Source organism: Kosakonia sp. YIM B13588 (assembly GCF_042788165.1).
Classification (GTDB): domain Bacteria; phylum Pseudomonadota; class Gammaproteobacteria; order Enterobacterales; family Enterobacteriaceae; genus Kosakonia; species Kosakonia sacchari.
The window spans coordinates 161,533-183,745 of the sequence record NZ_JBHZPO010000002.1 but is presented as its reverse complement, the minus strand read 5'-3'; the positions used below and the strand labels follow the sequence as shown (position 1 = coordinate 183,745).

The window sequence follows — 22,213 nt, the reverse complement described above, 5'->3', positions numbered from 1 at the left end:
TCCCGACGTGGGAGAATACTTCTGTCACTCTAAGCACCGTGTATCTGGAGCAACAGAAGAAAAGACTGAATTTCTATTGCGTTACATATCTTTGCAATCAGTCAAACGGCGGCGGAGCCAGCACTTCACGGTTTCCGTTATGCCCCTGTTCGCTGACAATCCCCTGCGCTTCCATCTGCTCGATGATGCGCGCTGCACGGTTATAGCCGATACGGAACTGGCGCTGTACGCCGGAGATAGAAGCTTTTCGTTTTTCGGTCACGAAATTAACAGCCTGATCGAATAACGGATCCAGTTCTTCTCCCCCCTCAAAACCGCCACCTGCACCGCCTTCGCTTTCGCTATCCGAGGTAATGCCATCGACATACTGTGGACGCCCGCGCGCTTTCCAGTCCTGCACAACAGCGTGCACTTCCTGGTCGCGAACGAATGCACCATGTACACGCACGGGTGCGGAGGTTGAGTTAGGGCCGGAATAGAGCATATCCCCCATCCCCAGCAGCGATTCTGCACCGCCCTGATCGAGGATGGTACGCGAGTCGATTTTGCTCGAAACGGTAAACGCGATACGTGTCGGTATATTAGCTTTAATCAGGCCGGTAATGACATCCACTGACGGACGCTGGGTCGCCAGCACCAGGTGAATGCCCGCAGCGCGCGCTTTTTGCGCCAGACGCGCAATCAGCTCTTCCACTTTCTTACCGACGGTCATCATCAAATCGGCGAATTCATCCACCAGCACCACGATATACGGCAGTTTTTCCAGTACCGGATGCTCGACATCCATGCTGTCCCCCGGTTTCCAGTAAGGATCCGGGATCGGGCGGCCCATACGCGCGGCTTCAGCGATCTTCTCGTTATAGCCCGCCAGGTTTCGCACACCGAGCGCCGACATTAGCTTGTAGCGACGCTCCATTTCGTTGACACTCCAGCGTAAAGCATTGGCAGCGTCTTTCATGTCGGTGACGACTTCGGTAAGCAGGTGCGGGATCCCCTCATACACTGATAGCTCGAGCATTTTCGGGTCGATCATGATAAAGCGCACCTCTTCCGGCGTCGCTTTATACAGCATGCTGAGGATCATGGCGTTAACGCCCACCGATTTACCAGAACCCGTCGTACCCGCAACCAACAGGTGCGGCATCTTCGCCAGGTCAGCTATTACCGGATCGCCCGCGATATCTTTACCCAGCACCACAGTCAGCGGCGACGGGTTTTCGCGGAATTTCACGCAGTCCAGCACTTCGCGCAGGTAAACGGTTTGTCGTTTCTTATTCGGCAGTTCCAGGCCAACGTACGGTTTACCCGGAATAACTTCCACCACACGCACTGCAACAGTCGACAACGAACGCGCCAGGTCGCGGGAGAGGTTCGAAATACGCGCAGCTTTCACGCCCGGTGCAAGATTCAACTCAAAACGGGTTATAACCGGGCCTGGAGAATAATTGACCACATCAGCTTTGATGCGAAAATCCGCCAGCCTCGCTTCCACCAGACGCGCCATCTGTTCCAGCGCAAACGTATCTACCGGTTCAGCTTCCGCTGGCGGCTGCGTCAGCAAATCCAACGACGGCAGCGGTGTCGTCGGTTTTTGCATCGGGCGGGTGTCGCCATTACGCATGAGCAACGGGTGAATCAGGCTATCTTGCGGCTGTGCAACAGGTTGCTGCGCTGGCTGCTGATACTGCTGCGGCTGTGCAACAGGTTGGTGAGCCGGCTGCTGATACTGCTGTGGTTGTGCAGCAGGTTGATGCGCCGGCTGCTGATAATGCTGCGGTTGTGCAGCAGGTTGATGCGCCGGCTGCTGATAATGCTGCGGCTGCGCACCAGGTTGGTGAGCTGGCTGCTGATAATGCTGCGGTTGTGCAACAGGTTGATGCGCCGGCTGCTGATAATGCTGCGGCTGTGCAACAGGTTGGTGAGCTGCCTGCTGATAATGCTGCTGCGGTTGTTGGTGATGCTGCACTGCAGGCGGTTCCTGCTCCGGCATTACGCCAGGTGTAAACAGCGGTTCGCCTGGGCCATCATCTACCAGCGCCTTCATTGGTGAGAACGCAAAGTCCTCAGGCATAAACGCCTGCGTTCCGGCAGGTTGTTCACCCGCATACCGCTGCTGCTGCGACGCAGCGAACTGACGCGCGAGTTCCGCCTCTTCGGCGTCTTCTTCACTCGATACAGCATGCTGCGACTGGAATTGCGGCGTCTCATGCTGGAATCCGTTACCGTAGCGATCGTGCTGCGTGGCGGCAAACTGGCGAGCCAGTTCATCCTGTTGCAGCATATCAGCATCGTCTTCGGTGAATTGATCATGATGATGACGCGTTTCATCTTCTTCGCGCGCGCGCTCTTCGGCCATCCGCTGAGACGGTAGTTTAATGCCATAAGAAGCCAGCTCACGGCGCGTCGGTACACGGACCCGGTTCGGGCGCGGAAGCTGCGGGCCAATTCCCTCTTTTACTTGCGGACGCGGTGTGCCACCAGTTGCAAGGCTGAACACCGGACCTGCGGCAGTTGTTGCCGCGGCGACACTACTGGCGGCCTGCTGTACTCCGGCTGCTACTGGTGCAACAGTGGCTTCAACCGGCGGTATCGATGGCATAGTCGGCGAAACGGGTTTCGAGACCGGTTCACTATTTTCGGGCTCAGGAATCGGCTGATACCACGCCGCCAGCTGCTCACGCTCGCGTGCACGTTTCTCCTCTACTTCTTCGAAGTAATAGAGCGGTGGACGAGTCTGTTTCACTTCTTCAACTACAGGTTCAGGCTCAACTACGCGTTCTGGCGCAGGGGAGATCTGCGGCTGCGGCTCAGCCTGCCATGGCAGCGGATCGTGTACTGGCTGCGTATAAATATCTTCATCTTGCGGCTGTGCCGTCACCGGAGCTTCTGGCGTCCAGCTATCCTGTGCGACAGGCTGCTGCCACTGTGGTTCTGCGTATTGAGCAGACGGATATGCAGCTTCCTGTGAAACCGACGGGTTTGATACAGACTGATAATATGCTAAAGAGTTCTGCTCATCTGGCTCTGGATGATGCGCAGCGGCCTGCTGTACAGGCGGCTGCGCATAGGGCCATTCAATTTCCTGCGGTGCCTGCACAACCGGATCAACCGGCGCGGCATAAGCCTGCGCAGCGACAGTCGTTGCAGCAGCGGCGGCGGCCACGGGTGCCGTTATGCTGCGACCATTGAGCAGCGGATCGTATTCCTGTTCAGATTCAGTTGCGCGATGCCCGGAGAACAACACGTCGTCAGCATCCGCAGGGATGCCGCGAGCGCTATAAGCAATATCGTCTTCATCGTCATCCATCCGCTTACCGGAGAACAACGCCTCATCCGTTTTGCGCCCCATCGGATTCGCAAACTTTTCGGCAACGCGTTTTCGCCGCGCCAGTGCGCCACGCAGAATACGGGTACGACGAGATTCACGCGGCGCGTCCATATCACCTTTATCTTCATCATCCTCTTCATACTCTTCGTCATCGACCCAGGTGTCATCACGACGGGTACGATTACTGGCAAAAGTGAGAATGTTAAGGATCACACTGCCGATTTTTTCGGCAATGGTCACCCATGACCACCCGGTGAATAACGTCAAACCGGCGGCCCAGATACAGAGCAGCGCCAGTGTACCGCCGCTGCTACGCAACAAGGGTTGTAGCGTAGTACTTAGCAAGCTGCCAATGACGCCGCCGGAGGCGAAATACCAAATATCATCTGCATTAATCGCAGCCAGACCACAAGAAGTGAGGATCAGCGCCAGCGCGCCAATCATGCGCAGCGATACGGCAAAATAGTCGATATAGTCTTCACTGGCCCGATGGCGATAAGCAAACCAGCAGCCGCCGATAATGATCACCGGAATGGTATAAGCCATGATGCCAAAAATGAAAAACAGCGTATCGGCAAGCCATGCGCCGGGCACACCGCCAAGATTATGAATAGGCTCATGCCAGGCCGTTTGCGACCAACTGGGATCGGACGGGTTAAAGCTGAGAAGCGCTGCCATTAACCAGACGGCAGAAAGTGAAACGAGGATCAGCAACGCCTCCAGGAGTCGACGTCCGCTGCTTAACTTGGTCAGTGTGACTTCTTTGTCTTCGGTGTATTCCTGGCTCAAGACAGGCTCTCCAGGTCCTTGATGCTAAAACGGACAACAGCGCCGGGTCTCCCCGGCACTGTTGCTGTATGGATTAACAGGAGTGTAATCAAAAAACAGCGATTTTGCACCTGTTCCGTATTAGCGCGTCTTAATTACCAGACGATTGCTCTGTTTGACTTCTTCCATTACCACATATGTGCGGGTGTCGTTAACGCCAGGCAGACGCAGCAGGGTTTCCCCTAACAGTTTGCGGTAAGCCGACATATCCGGCACACGCGTCTTCAACAGGTAGTCGAAATCGCCTGAAACCAGATGACACTCTTGAATCTCTTCAAGTTTTTGCACGGCAGCATTGAATTGTTCAAACACATCCGGCGCGCCACGATTCAGAGTAATCTCAACAAATACCAGAAGTGATGCATCCAGATAATGCGGGTTCAGCAGCGCCGTATAGCCCTGAATAAACCCTTGTCTTTCCAGCCTGCGCACACGCTCAAGGCATGGCGTTGGGGAAAGCCCCACTCGTTTAGAAAGCTCGACGTTGGAAATACGCCCATCTTTTTGCAATTCGTTCAGAATATTACGATCGATGCGGTCGAGATCTTTGCCAGGGCGCTTCTTGCTATCTACCATTATTATTGTCTCTCTGTATTCCTTCCCTACTCCTGTCTTGACCCTGTGCACTTCACTGTTCAGAGTCTTTGCCCGTCGCGCTACGCGGCGCGTAATTAAATTAGCGCGTCACGTAATCCCAGGGGCAGTATTGAGAAGACCGTTGCCGGAGGCAGCTATCGATATCACGAATGGCGTCTGTCCACGCCATACGTAGATTTCGCTAGCCCGGTAAAAATGGCATTTACATGCATGAATTTGGATCACGCGCGAAACACTGCTTTTTTTCTTCCTTTGATGTTTTCGCAAATGCGCAGGGGATTGTCAAAGCAAAACATCTTTTTTTAGTACAACATGCCAGATATTCATCAGGGTCGTTCCCTAATCATCATTTTATCACCTTATAACTGCCCCTTTTTCAGTAGGAATTATTATATTTAGGCGGTTACCAGCCCTTCAGCCATCGGTCCTTTCTATTACACATATTGTTAACAAAATCGCTGCACCCTTTTTTTACGCCGGTAAATTCCCTACAATCCAGCCCAATGTCTGCCAAACAACAATGAGGATCTCATGGGTACGGCCAAACACAGTAAGCTGCTTATCCTTGGTTCAGGCCCTGCCGGTTATACCGCTGCGGTCTATGCTGCGCGCGCAAACCTGCAGCCGGTGCTGATTACCGGTATGGAAAAAGGCGGCCAGCTCACCACCACCACTGAAGTGGAAAACTGGCCGGGTGACCCGCACGATCTGACCGGGCCACTGCTAATGGAACGCATGCATGAGCATGCCACCAAATTTGATACCGAAATCATTTTCGATCATATCAACAGCGTGGATTTGCAAAATCGCCCGTTCCGCCTGACTGGCGACAGCGGCGAGTACACCTGCGACGCATTGATTATTGCCACGGGCGCGTCTGCGCGTTATTTGGGTCTGGCGTCTGAAGAAGCGTTCAAAGGCCGCGGCGTTTCCGCCTGTGCAACCTGCGACGGTTTCTTCTACCGCAACCAGAAAGTCGCGGTGATTGGCGGCGGTAACACCGCAGTGGAAGAAGCGCTGTATCTGGCAAATATTGCCTCTGAAGTGCATCTGATCCATCGCCGTGACACCTTCCGCGCGGAAAAAATCCTCATCAAGCGCCTGATGGATAAAGTGGAAAGCGGCAATATCGTATTGCACACCCACCGTACGCTGGAAGAGGTAACGGGCGACCAGATGGGCGTTACCGGCCTGCGCCTGCGCGATACGCAGAATGCGGACAACGTCGAATCGCTGGAGGTTGCAGGTCTGTTTGTGGCTATTGGTCACAGTCCGAACACGGCCATCTTTGAAGGTCAACTGGCGCTGGAAAACGGCTACATCAAAGTGCAGTCCGGTATTCATGGCAATGCCACGCAAACCAGCGTTCCTGGCGTCTTTGCTGCCGGTGATGTCATGGATCATATTTACCGTCAGGCGATCACTTCTGCGGGCACAGGCTGTATGGCAGCGCTGGATGCAGAACGCTATCTCGACGGGCTTGCTGAACGTAAATAATCTTTACAACTCAGTAACAAAGGTAAAAAAGGCGACTATAAGTCGCCTTTATTTTTGCCCCGATGTAACATTGCGCCAGCTCAAAAATCCGATAACTTCACCTGCAAAGCGCGCAATGAATAAAACCCGTAAACAAGAACTGACCCGCTGGTTAAAACAGCAAAGTATTATTTCCCGTCGCTGGCTGACGCTCTCCCGTCTGCTCGGCGTGGTCAGCGGCGTACTGATCGTCGCGCAAGCCTGGATTATGGCGCGTATTTTGAACCATATGATTGTGGAGAATATCCCGCGCGAAGCCCTGTTACTGCCGTTCATCCTGCTGGTCCTGATTTTTATCCTGCGCAGTTGGGTGATCTGGCTGCGAGAACGTATCGGTTTCCATGCAGGTGCGCATATTCGCTTCGAAATACGTCGTCAGGTCCTTGATCGCCTGCATCAGGCTGGCCCGGCGTGGATCCAAGGGAAACCCGCCGGAAGCTGGGCCACGCTGATACTTGAGCAAATCGATGATATGCACGATTTCTATGCCCGCTACTTGCCGCAAATGGCGCTGGCGGCGAGCGTACCGCTGCTGATTGTTATCACCCTGTTCCCAATTAACTGGGCAGCGGCGCTCATATTGCTGGGTACAGCTCCGTTAATTCCGCTCTTTATGGCAATGGTTGGTATGGGCGCGGCGGACGCCAACCGCCGTAACTTTAAAGCGCTGGCGCGCCTGAGCGGTCATTTCCTTGACCGCTTACGTGGGATGGAAACATTGCGCATTTTTGGCCGGGGCGCGGCGGAAACAGAAAATATTCGTCAAGCCTCGCAGGATTTTCGCAGCCGAACCATGGAAGTACTGCGCATGGCCTTCTTGTCTTCCGGTGTGCTGGAGTTCTTCACCTCGTTATCGATTGCGTTGGTGGCGGTCTATTTCGGTTTTTCCTATCTTGGCGAGCTGAATTTTGGTCACTACGGGGCTGGCGTAACCTTGTTCGCTGGTTTTCTCACGTTAATTTTGGCGCCCGAGTTCTTCCAGCCGCTACGCGATCTCGGTACCTTTTATCACGCTAAAGCCCAGGCGATTGGCGCAGCGGATAGCCTGAAAACGTTTATGGAAGCACCGCTCGCACATCCGCAGCGAGGGGATATTACGCTGAAAACCGATGAGCCGGTAACGTTAACGGCGAGTGATTTGCTGCTGAAATCCGCCGAAGGCGCAGTACTCGCCGGGCCGCTCAACTTTTCCCTGCCTGCCGGACAGCGCGTTGTGGTGGTAGGAAGAAGCGGCTCCGGCAAGAGTTCGCTGATCAATGTGCTTTCTGGTTTTCTGCCTTATGAAGGTTCATTGCGTGTTAACGGCGTCGAACTGAATGAGTTAGATCCGGATAGCTGGCGCGAAGCGATAAGCTGGGTTGGGCAAAATCCGCAACTTCCCGCCACCACATTGCGCGAAAATGTGTTGCTGTCACGCCCCACTGCCAGCGATGCAGAGCTGCAAACCGTTCTGGATAAAGCCTGGGTCAGCGAGTTTCTGCCACTGCTGCCAGAGGGGCTGGAGACACAGCCTGGCGATCAGGCGGTACGTCTCTCCGTTGGTCAGGCGCAGCGCGTAGCCGTTGCCCGTGCGCTGCTCTCTCCCTGCAAACTGCTGCTACTGGACGAACCTTCCGCCAGCCTTGATGCCCACAGTGAGCAACGCGTGATGCAGGCACTTACCGATGCTTCGCGCCAGCAAACGACCTTGATGGTGACGCACCAGTTAGAAAACCTGGCCGACTGGGATGCTATCTGGGTAATGCAGGATGGCCAGATTATGGAACAAGGCAGCTACGCCGAACTCGCTGCTGCGCAGGGGATTTTTGCAGATCTCCTCGCCCATCGCCAGGAGGAGATTTAAATGCGCGCATTACTGCCTTATCTCGCACTGTATAAACGCCACAAGTGGATGTTGATGCTCGGCGTTATCCTCGCCGTTATCACTTTGCTGGCCAGCATTAGCTTGCTTACGCTCTCCGGCTGGTTCCTCTCTGCGTGCGCCGTGGTTGGTGTCGCGGGGATCTACAGTTTTAACTATATGCTGCCCGCCGCCGGTGTGCGTGGCGCAGCGATTATTCGTACGGCCGGGCGCTATTTTGAACGACTGGTCAGCCATGATGCGACGTTTCGCGTTCTGGAACATTTGCGCGTTTCGACATTCAGTAAACTGCTCCCCCTCTCCCCTGCCGGGCTGGCGCGTTTTCGCCAGGGCGAGCTATTGAACCGTGTCGTCGCCGATGTCGACACGCTTGACCACCTTTACCTGCGCGTGATCTCCCCGCTGGTTGGTGCACTGGTGGTGATCATTGTTGTCACCCTGGGTTTAAGCGTACTGGACATACCGCTGGCGCTGATGTTGGGCGGTATCATGCTGGCAACCTTGATTATCCTGCCGCCGTTATTTTACCGCGCGGGCAAACCGACCGGCGAAAACCTGACCGCTCTGCGCGGGGAGTATCGCCAGCAATTAACCAACTGGCTGCAAGGCCAGGCGGAGTTAACCATTTTTGGTGCCAGCCAACGGTATCGTGCACAGTTAGAGAACACCGAACTTAGTTGGCATGACGCCCAGCGCCGTCAGTCCGATCTGAGTGCCGTCTCGCAAGCCGTAATGCTACTCATCAGCGGCGCGGCAGTGTTGGTTATGCTGTGGTTTGCGTCCGCCGATATTGGTGGTAACACGCAGCCCGGTGCATTGATTGCGCTGTTTGTCTTCTGTGCGCTTGCGGCTTTCGAAGCGCTGGCCCCGGTAACCGGTGCATTCCAGCACCTGGGGCAGGTTATTGCTTCCGCCATACGCATCACGCAGGTAACGGAATGCCAGCCGGAAGTGACGTTCCCGCAAAATAGTGCCGCCGCGCCAACAGATGTCGCCGTGCAATTCGATGCCCTGACGTTTAACTATCCCGGCCAGCCACAGTGTGCGCTGGACTCAATTTCTTTATCGATTGCCGCCGGAGAACATGTGGCAATCCTTGGCCGAACCGGGTGCGGCAAATCCACGTTATTGCAATTACTGACGCGCGCATGGGATCCGCAGCAAGGTGAGATTCGTCTCAATGACCAGCCGCTTGCTAGCTTTGCGGAAGCTGATTTACGCAAATTTATCAGTATGGTGCCCCAGCGCGTACATCTTTTCAGCGCGACACTGCGTGATAACTTGTTGCTGGCGTCACCACAGGCCGATGACGACACACTAAGTGCGATACTAACCCGCGTTGGGCTGGAAAAACTGCTTGAGGATAATGGTCTGAATGCCTGGCTCGGCGAAGGTGGACGCCAGCTATCCGGTGGTGAACTACGCCGTCTGGCGATTGCTCGTGCGTTATTGCATGATGCCCCGCTGGTGCTTCTGGACGAACCGACCGAAGGTCTTGATGCCGCAACCGAGAGCCAAATCCTTGAATTATTGGGCGAAGTGATGAAAGGCAAAACCCTGCTGATGGTCACACACCGTCTGCGCGGGCTGGCGCGTTGCGATCGGATAATTGTGATGGACAACGGGCAAATAATTGAGCAAGGTAATCACGCAGCGTTAATGGCGAAACAGGGTCGGTACTACCAGTTTAAGCAGCGTCTGTAGTGGCTATTCGTCATTTTGCCGTTTCTGTAACGGCAACGCTAAAGTGGAACGGCCAAAATGACGATAGTAAGTAGGGTCCCTTGTCGCGTTGTGGAGCACAGAAGTCATGCGCCTGGTGCAGCTCTCTCGTCATTCTATCGCTTTTCCTTCGCCCGAAGCGGCGTTGCGTGAACCCAATGGACTGCTGGCGCTGGGCGGTGATCTCAGCCCGGCGCGTCTGTTGATGGCCTACCAGCGCGGCATCTTCCCCTGGTTCTCGCCTGGCGACCCAATCCTGTGGTGGTCGCCCGATCCGCGTGCCGTACTGTGGCCGGACACATTCCATGTCAGCCGCAGTATGAAGCGTTTTCATAAAACCTCTCCCTATCGCGTAACGCTGAATCATGCTTTTGGCCAGGTGATCGATGGCTGCTCGCAGGATCGCGATGAGGGCACGTGGATCACGCCTGACGTGGTGATGGCTTATCATCGCCTCCATGAGCTTGGGCATGCGCACTCGATTGAAGTCTGGGAAGGTAACGAGCTGGTGGGTGGTATGTATGGCGTATCGCAAGGTGCGCTGTTTTGCGGTGAATCAATGTTTAGTCGCCGTGTAAATGCCTCCAAAACAGCGTTGCTTGTTTTCAGCGGCGAATTTGTACGCATGGGCGGCGAGTTAATTGATTGCCAGGTCCTGAACAGCCATACTGCGTCGCTCGGAGCCATTGAGATCCCGCGTCGGGATTACCTTTTACATCTCGAGAAAATGCGCAAATTGCCTCTCCCTTCTCACTTCTGGGTGCCCCGGACGCTGTTTTCATCGCTCTGAAGAATGTTTTCGGCACATTTTTTATCAGGGTGTTATAATGGACGCTCAGAGCAGCTTTTGCCTGTTGCCCCGCCCCATCCGGGAATTGTTCGTATCAGGGATGCCCTTCGCTTTACTCCACCGCTCCCCTTTACGGTTGCGCTTTTAGCGCGTCCTGGCTGTGGCATGAGGGTAACTGGCAAAAGTCGTTTTGCTGCGTTTTATCAGCGCAAATCTTTACTTAACAGACGAACTTCGGCATTATCTTGCCGGTTCAAAAATTATGGTAGTGATACCCCCGAGGATTAGATGGCCAAAGAAGACAATATTGAAATGCAGGGTACCGTTCTTGAAACGTTACCTAATACGATGTTCCGCGTAGAACTGGAAAACGGTCACGTGGTCACTGCGCATATCTCCGGTAAAATGCGTAAAAACTACATCCGCATTCTGACGGGCGATAAAGTGACTGTGGAACTGACCCCGTACGACCTGAGCAAAGGCCGCATTGTCTTCCGTAGCCGCTAAGATCTTCCATCAGCACAGCTAAGTGCACCTGTTTTGAAGGCCGGGTAACCCCCGGCCTTTTGTTTTTCTTACGCCTATCCTTCCTGATTAGACTTTAACCAATAACGACAATTGTCTATAATCAAACATGACAAATGTCATCACATGGGAGGAAAAATGAGAACCTGGAGTCCGGATCAAAAACCGGTCGAAAATGCGCTCTGGCGCTTTGCCGGTTTCCCCGCTAACAGAGGTTTAAAGCTCGTTCAGATGCTGAACGAAGGTTTGCCTGTCAGCATTCTCGACAATATTCATGAATGGACGGAAATGTCCCGCTCCGACATTCTGCGCGTCACAGGTATCAATGAACGCAATGTTGCGCGTCGCAAAAGTGCCGGTCGTACACTCACGCCGGAAGAAAGTGAGCGCATTGCACGTTTAGTCAGAGTTGTTGATGCTGCGGTACAGTTTTTCGGTAGCAAAAAGATGGCGTGGGACTGGCTGGAAACCCCCATTCGCGGCCTTGGCAACGTAGCGCCGATTTCGCTGATTGCCACCGAAAGTGGCGCGCTGGAAGTGACCGACCTGCTCGGCAGGCTGGAGCATGGAGTGTTTGCGTGATCTTCTATCGACTGGTAACGCGCCGCTACGCCAGCGAAGCCTGGACAGGCAGCGGTGCAAATCTTTATGGCGGGCGCTGGAATCACAAGGGTCATCCGGCGGTTTACGTCGCTTCGTCCGTTTCACTTGCCGCACTCGAAATGCTGGTACATGTGCACAGCGACACGGTTCTGAACCAGTATGGGCTGTTCAGTATTGAGATCCCTGACAAGGATATTGAACATCTGGATAAGCAATGGCTACCGCCAGACTGGCAGGAAAACCCGGCACCGCTTTCGACAATGGATTTAGGTACCACCTGGCTGGAAGCCAACAGCGCCGTCGCGCTGGTGCTGCCGTCATGCGTTATTCCGCTTGAGAATAATGCGATTCTTAACCCGCTTCATCCTGCTTTTAATAAGCTGCTAAAAACCGTAAAAGAGCTTCCTTTCTCTTTCGATCCACGCCTGGCAAACGTGTAATTTTGGGCAACTTACCGGACAAATCCACCACCTGCTAGCCGCGATGTTCGATACGCTGGGAGAGCTGGAAAATGGTAAAGATCCGCTGACGCAACTGCTTAACCGCCGCTTTATTCCCACCATTATGCGCCACGAGATCTCGCTGGCACTAAATGTGCGTAAACCCTTTATTCTGGCAATGCTGGTATTGATCACTGTAAGAGAATCAACGACAGCTCCAGGCACAGCGCGGGCGATACGACGCTCAAAACAGTAGCCGCTGTCATCTACGATCATTTCCGCAGCAGTAGTTACGTTTTCCGCTATGACGGAGAAGAGATTATGGTGCTGCTGGTCGAATCTGACCTGTTACAAGCGAAGATCATTCTGGAAGCGCTGCGGCAGAAAATTGCCACACTGACGATTGAAGTTGCACCGGCACAACATTTTTCGGTCACCATTAACCTCGGCACCGCCGGGTCCGATTACCACCCGGATTACAAACGCTTAATTGATAAAGCTCATCGTGCGCTTTATGCCGCTAAAAGCCACGGGCGCAGTCGTATTGAAACCAGAGAAATTTGAAGCTGCTTTTGCAGACATAAAAAAACCGGGCTGATATCACCCGGTTTTAGACCTGAATCGCAAAGATTAATGTGCCGCTTCCGGTTTGTGCTTCTGCGCACTCTGGAAGCCGTACTCCAGCTCATTTTTCTCTTTATTCAGCGTTACGGTGACCTGGCCACCATCAACCAGCGAACCGAACAGAAGTTCGTTGGCCAGCGGTTTTTTCAGGTTGTCCTGGATAACACGCGCCATCGGGCGAGCGCCCATTGCGCGGTCGTATCCTTTCTCTGCCAGCCAGTCGCGAGCTTCCTGGCTGACTTCCAGCGATACACCTTTCTGATCCAACTGCACCTGGAGTTCGACAATAAATTTGTCGACCACCTGATGGATCACCTCAGTCGACAAGTGATCGAACCAGATAATGTTGTCCAGACGGTTGCGGAACTCCGGCGTAAAGATCTTCTTGATCTCTTCCATCGCATCGGTGCTGTTATCCTGGTGGATAAGACCAATGGATTTACGCTCGGTTTCGCGCACCCCGGCGTTGGTGGTCATGACCAGCACCACATTGCGGAAATCAGCTTTGCGCCCGTTGTTATCGGTCAGCGTTCCGTTATCCATCACCTGCAACAGCAGGTTAAAGACGTCCGGATGCGCTTTTTCGATTTCATCAAGCAGCAGCACCGCGTGCGGATGTTTGATCACCGCGTCGGTCAACAGACCGCCCTGATCAAAGCCCACATAGCCCGGAGGCGCACCAATCAAGCGGCTGACAGTATGACGTTCCATATATTCGGACATATCAAAACGCAGCAGCTCAATGCCCAGCGCTTTCGACAGTTGCACTGTCACCTCGGTTTTACCCACGCCGGTTGGGCCAGCAAACAAGAAGGAACCGACCGGTTTATGGTCTTGCCCCAGCCCTGCACGGCTCATTTTGATGGCTTCGGTTAACGCCTCAATGGCTTTATCCTGACCGAACACCAGCATTTTCAGGCGATCGCCAAGATTTTTCAGCGTGTCGCGGTCGCTCTGAGAAACGCTCTTCTCAGGAATACGCGCGATACGGGCCACCACCGATTCGATATCCGCCACGTTAACGGTTTTCTTGCGCTTGCTTACCGGCATCAGACGCGCACGCGCGCCCGCTTCGTCGATAACATCGATCGCTTTATCCGGAAGGTGGCGATCATTGATGTATTTCACCGCCAGCTCTACCGCCGCACGTACCGCTTTCGCCGTGTAACGTACATCGTGGTGCGCTTCGTATTTCGGTTTCAGGCCATTGATAATCTGCACCGTTTCCTCAACGGACGGCTCAGTAATATCAATTTTCTGGAAGCGACGCGCCAGTGCGCGATCTTTTTCAAAGATATTGCTGAATTCCTGATAAGTGGTGGAACCCATGACGCGGATTTTACCGCTGGAAAGCAGCGGTTTGATCAGGTTTGCGGCATCCACTTGCCCACCAGACGCAGCGCCTGCACCGATGATGGTATGGATCTCATCGATAAACAGAATGCTGTTATTGTCCTGCTCAAGTTGTTTCAGCAACGCCTTGAAGCGTTTTTCGAAATCGCCACGGTATTTGGTACCGGCCAGCAAGGAACCGATATCCAGCGAGTAAATTGTGCAATCAGCCATAACTTCCGGCACATCACCCTGCACAATACGCCACGCCAGCCCTTCGGCGATGGCAGTTTTACCTACGCCGGATTCGCCCACCAGCAGCGGGTTGTTTTTACGACGGCGACACAGAACTTGAATCGCACGCTCAAGCTCTTTACCACGGCCAATCAGCGGGTCGATTCCTCCCACACGAGCAAGCTGATTAAGGTTGGTGGTGAAGTTTTCCATACGTTCCTCCCCTCCTGCCTGCTCTTCGCTGTTCACCTGCCCGCTACTGCTGCTGCCAGTGGCGTCAGATGATGGGCCTGGCTCGTCTTTACGCGTGCCGTGAGAGATAAAGTTCACCACATCAAGGCGGCTTACTTCATGTTTGCGCAGCAGATAAGCCGCTTGCGACTCCTGCTCGCTAAAAATGGCAACCAGCACGTTCGCGCCGGACACTTCGCTGCGCCCGGATGACTGAACGTGAAACACCGCGCGCTGAAGAACACGCTGGAAGCTGAGCGTCGGCTGCGTGTCGCGCTCCTCTTCGCTCATGGGTAGAACGGGTGTGGTTTGTTCGATGAAGGCTTCGAGTTCCTGCCGCAGCGCCACCAGGTCCACTGAACACGCTTCCAGCGCTTCGCGGGCAGATGGGTTACTGAGCAGCGCCAGTAACAAGTGCTCGACGGTCATAAACTCATGTCGGTGCTCGCGCGCTCTGGCGAAAGCCATGTTTAAACTGAGTTCCAGTTCTTGATTGAGCATAGGCACCTCCCCCAAGTTTTATGCCTGCATTCAGGCTCTTTCCAGCGTACACAGCAACGGATGCTCGTTCTCCCTGGCGTACTTGTTCACCATTGCGACTTTCGTCTCGGCAACCTCGGCGGTGAAAACACCACAAATGGCCCTGCCGTGATAGTGAACCGTAAGCATCAGTTGCGTTGCACGTTCTACATCATAAGAAAAGAACTTTTGTAGCACGTCAATAACAAATTCCATCGGCGTGTAATCATCGTTCATTAACATAACTTTATACATGGATGGCGGTTTCAGCGCGTCGCGCAGTTTATCTTCCGCCAATTGGTCGAAATCCAGCCAGCTATTACTCTTACCCATCGTTAGCGTTTCATCTTAGGTTACAGTTTCCGGCAGCGTTTAATCGGCCGATTACATGAGTCTAGATGTATTTTCAAACTACATCAGATGTCAGATAACAATCATCTATCGTTGTCATTCGCGACGGCTGTCACATTCCTTTGTAATAGCGTTAACTGCTTCAAAATTTTGATGCGCCGCCTCCCAGAACCCCTGCCAAATGCTTGACGCGTTATACGAATTATCTAAATTGTACAGTCGAGAGTTGGCGAGGTTTTGAACAGCCCGCTTGCTCTACCACCGGTTCATTCCATCTTACTTAAATAAGATTTACGAAGGATGTCGAAGCATGGAAACGGGTACTGTTAAGTGGTTCAACAATGCCAAAGGGTTTGGTTTTATCTGCCCTGAAGGCGGCGGCGAAGATATCTTCGCGCATTACTCCACCATTCAAATGGATGGTTACAGAACGTTAAAAGCCGGGCAGACTGTCCGGTTTGATGTACACCAGGGCCCTAAAGGCAATCACGCCAGCGTCATCGTGCCCGTAGAAGTGGAAGCCATGGCCTGAAGCCTGTTATCACATTGTGTACATGCCGCAGTCAAAATGCCAGCCCAATCGGCTGGCATTTTTATTACTCGCGAGCCAGCGCATCCACCGGGTCAAGCCGCGCGGCATTACGCGCAGGCAACCAGCCAAACAGCACACCGGTAAACGTCGAACATAAAAACGCCGTTAACAGCGCCACCGGAGAAAAACCAATCTCCCAGCCCGGTAAAAAGAGCTGCAAGGTAAAGGCAATCAGCATAGATAGCGTGACGCCGAGCGCGCCACCGACAAGGCAAACAAATACCGCCTCAATCAGAAACTGCGACAAAACATCCCCCGCCCGGGCACCAACTGCCATCCTGATGCCAATCTCACGCGTCCGCTCGGTGACCGACACCAGCATAATATTCATCACGCCGATACCGCCAACCAGCAACGAAATGACCGCCACCAGCGTCAAAAACAGCTGAAGAGTACGTGTGGTCTTTTCCGCCGTTTTCAAGACCCCGTCCATATTCCAGACGAAGAAATCTTTCTTACCGTGGCGCAAACTGAGCAACCGCGTGAGCTGCTGTTCCGCCTGTTCACTGCTGTAGCCCTCATTCACCCGCACCGTAATGGAGTTTAACCAGGACTGCCCCATAATACGCCCGGAGATGGTGCTATACGGCAGCCAGACGCGCAGGATCTTGCTGCTGCCAAACATCGACTGCTTTTCCTCCGCCACACCAATTACCGTCGCCGGCATGTTGCCAACCAGGATCACCTCGCCGACGACGCTGGCTTTATTGGGGAATAACTGACGGCGGGTGTTACTGTCGAGCACCACTACCTGCGCCCGGCCTTTCAGTTGCTCGTCATTAAACGAGGCGCCTTCGCTGAACGTCATGCCATACACATTAAAATATTGCCCGCTTACGCCATTGGCGCTCGCCGCCACATCAATATTGCCGTAGCGCAAACGCAGGTTTTGTGAAACGGCAGGTGTGGCAGACTTAACCCAGGGCTGTTTTTGAATCGCCTGCAGATCGTCGTATTTCAGCGCCTGCTGATACTGTGGCTCGTCGTCACCAAAATCTTTGCCGGGATAGACATCAATAGTATTAGTGCCTATCGAACGAATATCCGCCAGCACCAGCTGTTTAGCGGCATCACCGACCACCACAATCGAGACCACCGAAGCAATACCGATAATAATGCCAAGCATAGTCAGCAAGGTGCGCATTTTGTTGGCCGCCATAGCGCGCCAGGCCATGGTCAGCGCTTCCTGAAAACGGCTGGCGAACTGCCGCCAGCCCCCGGCTTGCGTCATGATCGCATCATGGTTTACGGGCGCGGCGGCTTCCGTTTTGGCTGGTGGGTTACTGATTATCTCGCCATCACGGATTTCAATCACCCGCTCTGCCTGCGCGGCCACCTGCGGATCGTGCGTCACGATAATTACCGTGTGCCCGCGATCGCGCAGCTGATGCAGAATTGCCATCACCTCTTCGCCAGAGTGGCTGTCGAGTGCGCCGGTCGGTTCATCGGCCAGAATCACCTGGCCACCATTCATCAACGCGCGGGCAATACTTACGCGCTGCTGCTGGCCACCGGAAAGCTGCGACGGCTGATAATCAGCCCGCTCACCCAGCCCTAAGCGGGTCAGTAATGCTTTTGCGCGCTCCAGCCGTGCTTTGCGTTCCGTTCCCGCATACACCGCCGGAACTTCGACGTTCTGCGCAGCCGTCAAATGAGAAAGCAGATGATAACGCTGAAAGATAAAACCGAAATGTTCGCGGCGCAGCTGCGCAAGCTGATCGCTACTGAGCAACGACACATCTGTTCCCGCCACCCGATAAGTGCCGCTGGTGGGTTTATCCAGGCAACCCAGAATGTTCATCAGCGTGGATTTACCGGAGCCGGATGCGCCAACAATCGCCACCATTTCTCCGGCATTAATGCGCAGCGTGATGCCTTTTAGCACCTCGACCTGGCCGTCGCCGGACGGATAACTGCGGCGGATATTATTCAGGTCCAGCAATGCTGTCATTGCGCCGCTCCGCTTTTCTCGCCAATCACCACTTCTTCACCCGCATCCAGGCCTTTCGTCACCACCACTTCCGTATCATTACGTGCGCCCAGCGTCACCTCGCGCTCACGGGTTTCACCATTACGCAGCACCTTCACTTTGTAACGGTTGTCCCCCACCGGATCGCCAAGTGCCGCCAGCGGGATGGTGATCACGTTTTTCAGACCGGTGAGTTGGATATGCACCTGCGCGGTCATATCAAGACGCAGCACGCCCTCCGGGTTTGGCACTTCAAAACGCGCATAGTAAAAAATCGCATCGTTGACCTTTTCCGGCGTCGGCAGAATATCTTTCAGTTCGCCTTCATAACGCGTTCCCGGATCGCCAAGCACGGTGAACCACGCTTTCTGCCCAGGCTTCAGGTGGATGACATCCGCTTCGGAAACCTGCGCTTTCACCAGCATCGTGCTCATATCGGCCAGCGTCAGGATGTTCGGCGCTTGTTGCACGGCAATCACCGTCTGGCCCTGCAACGTGGTAATTTGCGTCACTTCACCGGCCATCGGGGCAAGAATGCGTGTGTAATCAAGGTTGGTTTTCGCGGTATCCAGCGTGGCCTGGTTACGTTTGATCTGGGCATCAATGGTGCCGATTTGCGCTTCTTTTACCGCCACATCCGTCGCCGAGGTGTCCAGATCCTGGCGGGAGATCAAATTGCTTTTCACCAGTTGTTGCTGGCGCGCTAACGTCACTTGAGCCAGCTTCAGTTCAGCCTGCGCCTGTCGGCGCTGCGCCCGCAGTTCCATTAAGGTCGCATCCACTTCTTTGATTTGGTTTTCTGCCTGATCGGGGTCGATTACACCCAGGAGCTGATCTTTCTTTACCTTATCGCCGATATTTACCGACAGCGTTTTTAACTGACCATTGACCTGGGCACCAACATCAACCTTACGGAGCGCATCCAGTTTCCCGGTCGCCAGCACGCTTTGTTGTAATTCACCTGGCCGTACAATCAGCGTCTGATATTGGACAACAGGAGCGTTGAGTTTGCCCCACAACCAAAATGCCGCCAGTAAAACCACCACTGCCAGCACAATCATTCCTGTCCTGCGTTTTCCCTTCAGTTTCATAAAAATCCCAGATAATCGGACATGCAGTTTATAGAGGCCAATCTTAACTAAACAGAACATCAACGAAACAAAAAATTCGCATTTTCTCCATCTTTCATTTAGACGGCGTTGAGAGAGCAGCTGTTGAAATTGCGTCATCTCAGTGACATCCGGATTTCAACATGTCCACCATCGTTCAAGCTACTCATACTGAACTGCCTTTGCCGAAAACCGCCGGGCAGCTCTTTCGTTGTTTAATTTCCGGTGAATTGATGCCGGGGCGTGCCTGGCAGAACCTGGCTTATCGCCGTAAATTTTTGCTGCGTTCGTTGACCACGCCGGTCAGCACCGCGCGCTATCTGGCACGCCTGGTCCAGCAACCTCTCCTGGCGCAGATGCTGCACGTTCAGCCTGGGCTGCCGTGCCGTTTACACCGCCCGTGGCTGTCAATCAATATGAACCGTACGCAAACGGCGCAAGCTATTTGCTGGCACTATGAAAACATGATTCGCCTGTTGCCCGCTTCACTCATCAACAGCTATCTCAGCAAAGCCGGCCTCACGCTGGCTGTGCTGACCGGTAAAGATGAGCAGGCCTATTCGCTGCGGTTGCGTTCAGATTTCATGCTGGATAAAGAGGGCGAAGCGACACTGGTATTCTGCGATGCGCAAGACACCATACTTGCAGAACTGACCTTTGCTTTGTGCCAGTTCGCCGGTAAAACCACGCTCTATATTGGTGGGCTGCAGGGCGCAAAAGCGCATGTTCCGCATGAGGCGATTCAGGTAGCGACCAAAGCGTGTCATGGGCTATTCCCGAAACGTCTGCTGGTGGAAACCGCTATGACGATGGCGAAATTTCTGCAAGTGGAAGAGATCCGCGCTGTCAGCAATGAAACGCATATCTACCGCAACGCCCGTTATCGCAAGAAAAAACAGGGGCTGCTGCATGCCGATTACAACAGCTTCTGGGAATCGCTGGGTGCCGTTGCCGACCAGCATGGCGACTTCGTGCTGCCGCTGGTGATGCCGCGTAAACCGATGGAAGAGATCGCCAGCAAAAAGCGCTCTGAGTATCGCCGCCGCTACGAGCTGCTCGACAGCCTGCAGGCGCAGACTGCCGCTCACTGCCAGAACTAATCTGCCCGCCCGCGTGCCAGCCAGAGCACGCGGGAAAACATTTTCCGAAACAGATGCGGCACCGACTCCACGCCGCGTCTGCCCGCTTCCAGTGCTACTTCAATCGCCAGATCCGGTTTTGACGAGCGGTGAATTGCTTTGATAATCACACGCCGCATATTCATCGACACATTTTCCGGTAACTGCGCGACACGGTGATAGACATCTGCGAACCCTTCGCGGTACATAAAGTGCTCCATATCCAGCGCCGGCAGCTCCGTCAGATGCTCGCGCGTCTGATCTCTGTCGTTATCGAGCAGGCTGCGCACGGTGGCGGCATACTTCTTCCCGGCTTCGTCGCCATCTACCAGTACATGCCATTCAATGCCCATGCGGCGCGCAAACTTAATCAGCGGCTTTAAGCCTGACTGGGCAAACTCAATAATTTTCACCCCTTCGGCATCGAAATGATGGCCGCACTGGCGCGCCAGCTCATTAATAACCCAGTTCTCCGTCTCCCCTTCCACCAGCAACCAACAGCGGGCAAACAGGGAAGAAGGCCGGTTAACGCGAATATGAAACGCAATGCGCCGCCCATCTTCGGCGCTTAAACCGCCAGGGCCAAGACGCCAGGCCGCCACACGCGAAGACTCGCGCACCAGGCGGCAAACATGTTCAACCGGCGTTAATGACAGCAGCTCGCCGGAGTTGGTGGTAGTTATCTTTTGTAACGGCAGCAAGTTCAGCAACTGCCAGGCCACAGAGAGCATGATCGGATGCAGCCGCGTTTCCGGATCTTCCACCAGCAATAGCGGCCGCGCGTCACGGTCGAGATGAACAGAACCTTTCGCCTGGAGCAGCGTGGCGAAAAACCCCAGCAGGATAACCCGGTACATCCGCCCGCCGGGCTTATCGATCATGCGGTTAATAATGTCGAGATAGCGCCAGCTGCGTTGCTCGTCATGAGAACGGCGACGCATCAGGCGCTGGTGTGAAGCGCCACTGCCCTGCTCGGCAAAATAGTGCTCAAGCAATTGCACCATCGCCGACAGCCCGTGGCGTATCTGCGCATCGGTTAAATTTTGCGGGCGAGAGATTAATTCGTGGGAGAGGAAATCAAGCTGACGCGCGGTGTTTTCCAGCAACGGCGTGTCCGGTACGCTGCCGTTACGGATGCGGCGCATAAAGCGCGCATCACGCAGCCGCAATACCGGCATCAGCCGCACCAGGTGGCGGGCACTTTCATCAATGTCTTCCAGCGGCAGCAAATCCCCTTGCGCATCAAGAAAACCGCGTAGCGTCATTACGCTGCCATCGTCAGAAAGCTCGCCTTCGTGCCGGTAGAACAAGCGACGATAACCGTCATTCCCGGCAACCCAGCAATCCGCCAACGGGCGATAACGCCGCGTGCGGTAGCGGCCGGGTTCGGATTCGCGGAAAGTCAGAATAATATGCAGATGATGTTCGCGTCCTTGCAGATCCCCCGGCGGAAACCAAAAATCATTGCGGACAAAATGGTAGAGATCCGTTTCCGGTGACAGTAGCAGGGTTAACGCGTCCAACAGGCTCGATTTACCCCAGGCATTTTCCCCAATTAACACGTTGTTCTGCTCAAGCATCAGCGATAAACGATTAATGCCACGAAAGCCGACAATTTCCACGCGCTCCAGAATCATTCTTCCTCCGGCATCTCTGGGCTTTTCCGTCTATTCTTGAAGGAGTATAGCGGGACGAAAAGCGGCAGAACACGCGCTAAGTGCAATATTTCATTGAAATATATGCGATGGCTCCATCATTGTTATATTTAAAAAAATTAACCACGACATTAAATAGCATATATTTCTTATTTATCGAGTTAAGTAAGAACTTAACACCATCTAAAAGCAATAACTTACAACCTATTATCTACTTGAAATCAATTTACTGGTTTTTATAACTGGTTG

The 22,213-nt window shown here is 53.9% G+C and carries 16 protein-coding genes and 1 pseudogene; 10 read left to right on the top strand and 7 right to left on the bottom strand.

The features are described 5' to 3' along the window. Positions 1-97: 97 nt before the first annotated feature. Together ftsK and lrp are read right to left on the bottom strand one after the other, a co-directional pair. Positions 98-4,117, bottom strand: coding sequence for a DNA translocase FtsK (gene ftsK, locus ACFX4U_RS06605; RefSeq protein WP_349350595.1), 4,020 nt, complete (start codon positions 4,115-4,117; stop codon positions 98-100). Between the two features lie 120 nt (positions 4,118-4,237). Next, positions 4,238-4,732 carry a leucine-responsive transcriptional regulator Lrp gene (gene lrp, locus ACFX4U_RS06600; RefSeq protein ID WP_000228469.1) on the bottom strand — a complete coding sequence of 165 codons (495 nt, stop codon included), beginning with the start codon at positions 4,730-4,732 and terminating at the stop codon, positions 4,238-4,240. A 552-nt stretch (positions 4,733-5,284) separates the two neighbouring features. Between lrp and trxB the strand changes: the two genes are divergently transcribed. The 8 genes and pseudogenes from trxB to ACFX4U_RS06560 all read left to right on the top strand — a co-directional run. Further along, positions 5,285-6,250, top strand: a complete 966-nt coding sequence (gene trxB / locus ACFX4U_RS06595; protein WP_305736564.1) for a thioredoxin-disulfide reductase — start codon at positions 5,285-5,287, stop codon at positions 6,248-6,250. 115 nt (positions 6,251-6,365) lie between these two features. After that, the gene (cydD, locus tag ACFX4U_RS06590; protein ID WP_313508233.1) at positions 6,366-8,132 is read left to right on the top strand and encodes a cysteine/glutathione ABC transporter permease/ATP-binding protein CydD; all 1,767 of its coding nucleotides are present in this window, start codon (positions 6,366-6,368) and stop codon (positions 8,130-8,132) included. Then, positions 8,133-9,854 carry a cysteine/glutathione ABC transporter ATP-binding protein/permease CydC gene (gene cydC / locus ACFX4U_RS06585; RefSeq protein WP_313508232.1) on the top strand — a complete coding sequence of 574 codons (1,722 nt, stop codon included), beginning with the start codon at positions 8,133-8,135 and terminating at the stop codon, positions 9,852-9,854. It begins immediately after the preceding gene. A gap of 106 nt (positions 9,855-9,960) precedes the next feature. Next, on the top strand, positions 9,961-10,662 hold the full coding sequence (gene aat, locus ACFX4U_RS06580) for a leucyl/phenylalanyl-tRNA--protein transferase (RefSeq protein WP_200553088.1): 702 nt from the start codon (positions 9,961-9,963) through the stop codon (positions 10,660-10,662). Between the two features lie 288 nt (positions 10,663-10,950). After that, positions 10,951-11,169, top strand: coding sequence for a translation initiation factor IF-1 (gene infA, locus ACFX4U_RS06575; RefSeq protein ID WP_001040187.1), 219 nt, complete (start codon positions 10,951-10,953; stop codon positions 11,167-11,169). Between the two features lie 156 nt (positions 11,170-11,325). Then, positions 11,326-11,769: an antitoxin Xre/MbcA/ParS toxin-binding domain-containing protein gene (locus ACFX4U_RS06570; protein ID WP_017456167.1), complete on the top strand. Its 444-nt coding sequence runs from the start codon at positions 11,326-11,328 to the stop codon at positions 11,767-11,769. Further along, positions 11,766-12,230: an RES family NAD+ phosphorylase gene (locus ACFX4U_RS06565; RefSeq protein WP_305736568.1), complete on the top strand. Its 465-nt coding sequence runs from the start codon at positions 11,766-11,768 to the stop codon at positions 12,228-12,230. The genes ACFX4U_RS06570 and ACFX4U_RS06565 overlap by 4 nt, the downstream gene beginning before the upstream one ends. Before the next feature lie 7 nt (positions 12,231-12,237). Further along, positions 12,238-12,794, top strand: a pseudogene (locus tag ACFX4U_RS06560) (diguanylate cyclase); the annotation flags it as partial. A 66-nt stretch (positions 12,795-12,860) separates the two neighbouring features. On the opposite strand, the gene clpA reads toward ACFX4U_RS06560, so the two are convergent. Both clpA and clpS read right to left on the bottom strand, forming a co-directional pair. Further along, entirely contained in the window at positions 12,861-15,152 is a 2,292-nt protein-coding gene (gene clpA / locus ACFX4U_RS06555; RefSeq protein WP_017456165.1) for an ATP-dependent Clp protease ATP-binding subunit ClpA, read from the bottom strand. Positions 15,153-15,182: 30 nt separating this feature from the next. Continuing rightward, positions 15,183-15,503: an ATP-dependent Clp protease adapter ClpS gene (gene clpS / locus ACFX4U_RS06550; RefSeq protein WP_017456164.1), complete on the bottom strand. Its 321-nt coding sequence runs from the start codon at positions 15,501-15,503 to the stop codon at positions 15,183-15,185. A 328-nt stretch (positions 15,504-15,831) separates the two neighbouring features. Between clpS and cspD the strand changes: the two genes are divergently transcribed. Next, positions 15,832-16,053, top strand: coding sequence for a cold shock-like protein CspD (gene cspD / locus ACFX4U_RS06545; protein ID WP_007374119.1), 222 nt, complete (start codon positions 15,832-15,834; stop codon positions 16,051-16,053). A gap of 64 nt (positions 16,054-16,117) precedes the next feature. Here the strand turns inward: cspD and macB are convergent, their stop codons facing one another. Together macB and macA are read right to left on the bottom strand one after the other, a co-directional pair. Next, positions 16,118-18,064: a macrolide ABC transporter ATP-binding protein/permease MacB gene (gene macB, locus ACFX4U_RS06540; RefSeq protein ID WP_349350596.1), complete on the bottom strand. Its 1,947-nt coding sequence runs from the start codon at positions 18,062-18,064 to the stop codon at positions 16,118-16,120. Further along, positions 18,061-19,173 carry a macrolide transporter subunit MacA gene (gene macA, locus ACFX4U_RS06535; RefSeq protein WP_313508230.1) on the bottom strand — a complete coding sequence of 371 codons (1,113 nt, stop codon included), beginning with the start codon at positions 19,171-19,173 and terminating at the stop codon, positions 18,061-18,063. The genes macB and macA overlap by 4 nt, the downstream gene beginning before the upstream one ends. A 161-nt stretch (positions 19,174-19,334) precedes the next feature. Between macA and ACFX4U_RS06530 the strand changes: the two genes are divergently transcribed. Continuing rightward, positions 19,335-20,291 (top strand): VirK/YbjX family protein, encoded by a 957-nt coding sequence (locus ACFX4U_RS06530; RefSeq protein WP_313508229.1) that lies wholly within the window; start codon positions 19,335-19,337, stop codon positions 20,289-20,291. On the opposite strand, the gene ACFX4U_RS06525 is transcribed toward ACFX4U_RS06530, so the two are convergent. Continuing rightward, positions 20,288-21,946 (bottom strand): ATP-dependent endonuclease, encoded by a 1,659-nt coding sequence (locus ACFX4U_RS06525; protein ID WP_313508228.1) that lies wholly within the window; start codon positions 21,944-21,946, stop codon positions 20,288-20,290. The two genes, ACFX4U_RS06530 and ACFX4U_RS06525, sit on opposite strands and share 4 nt — an antisense overlap. Between the last annotated feature and the right edge of the window lie 267 nt (positions 21,947-22,213).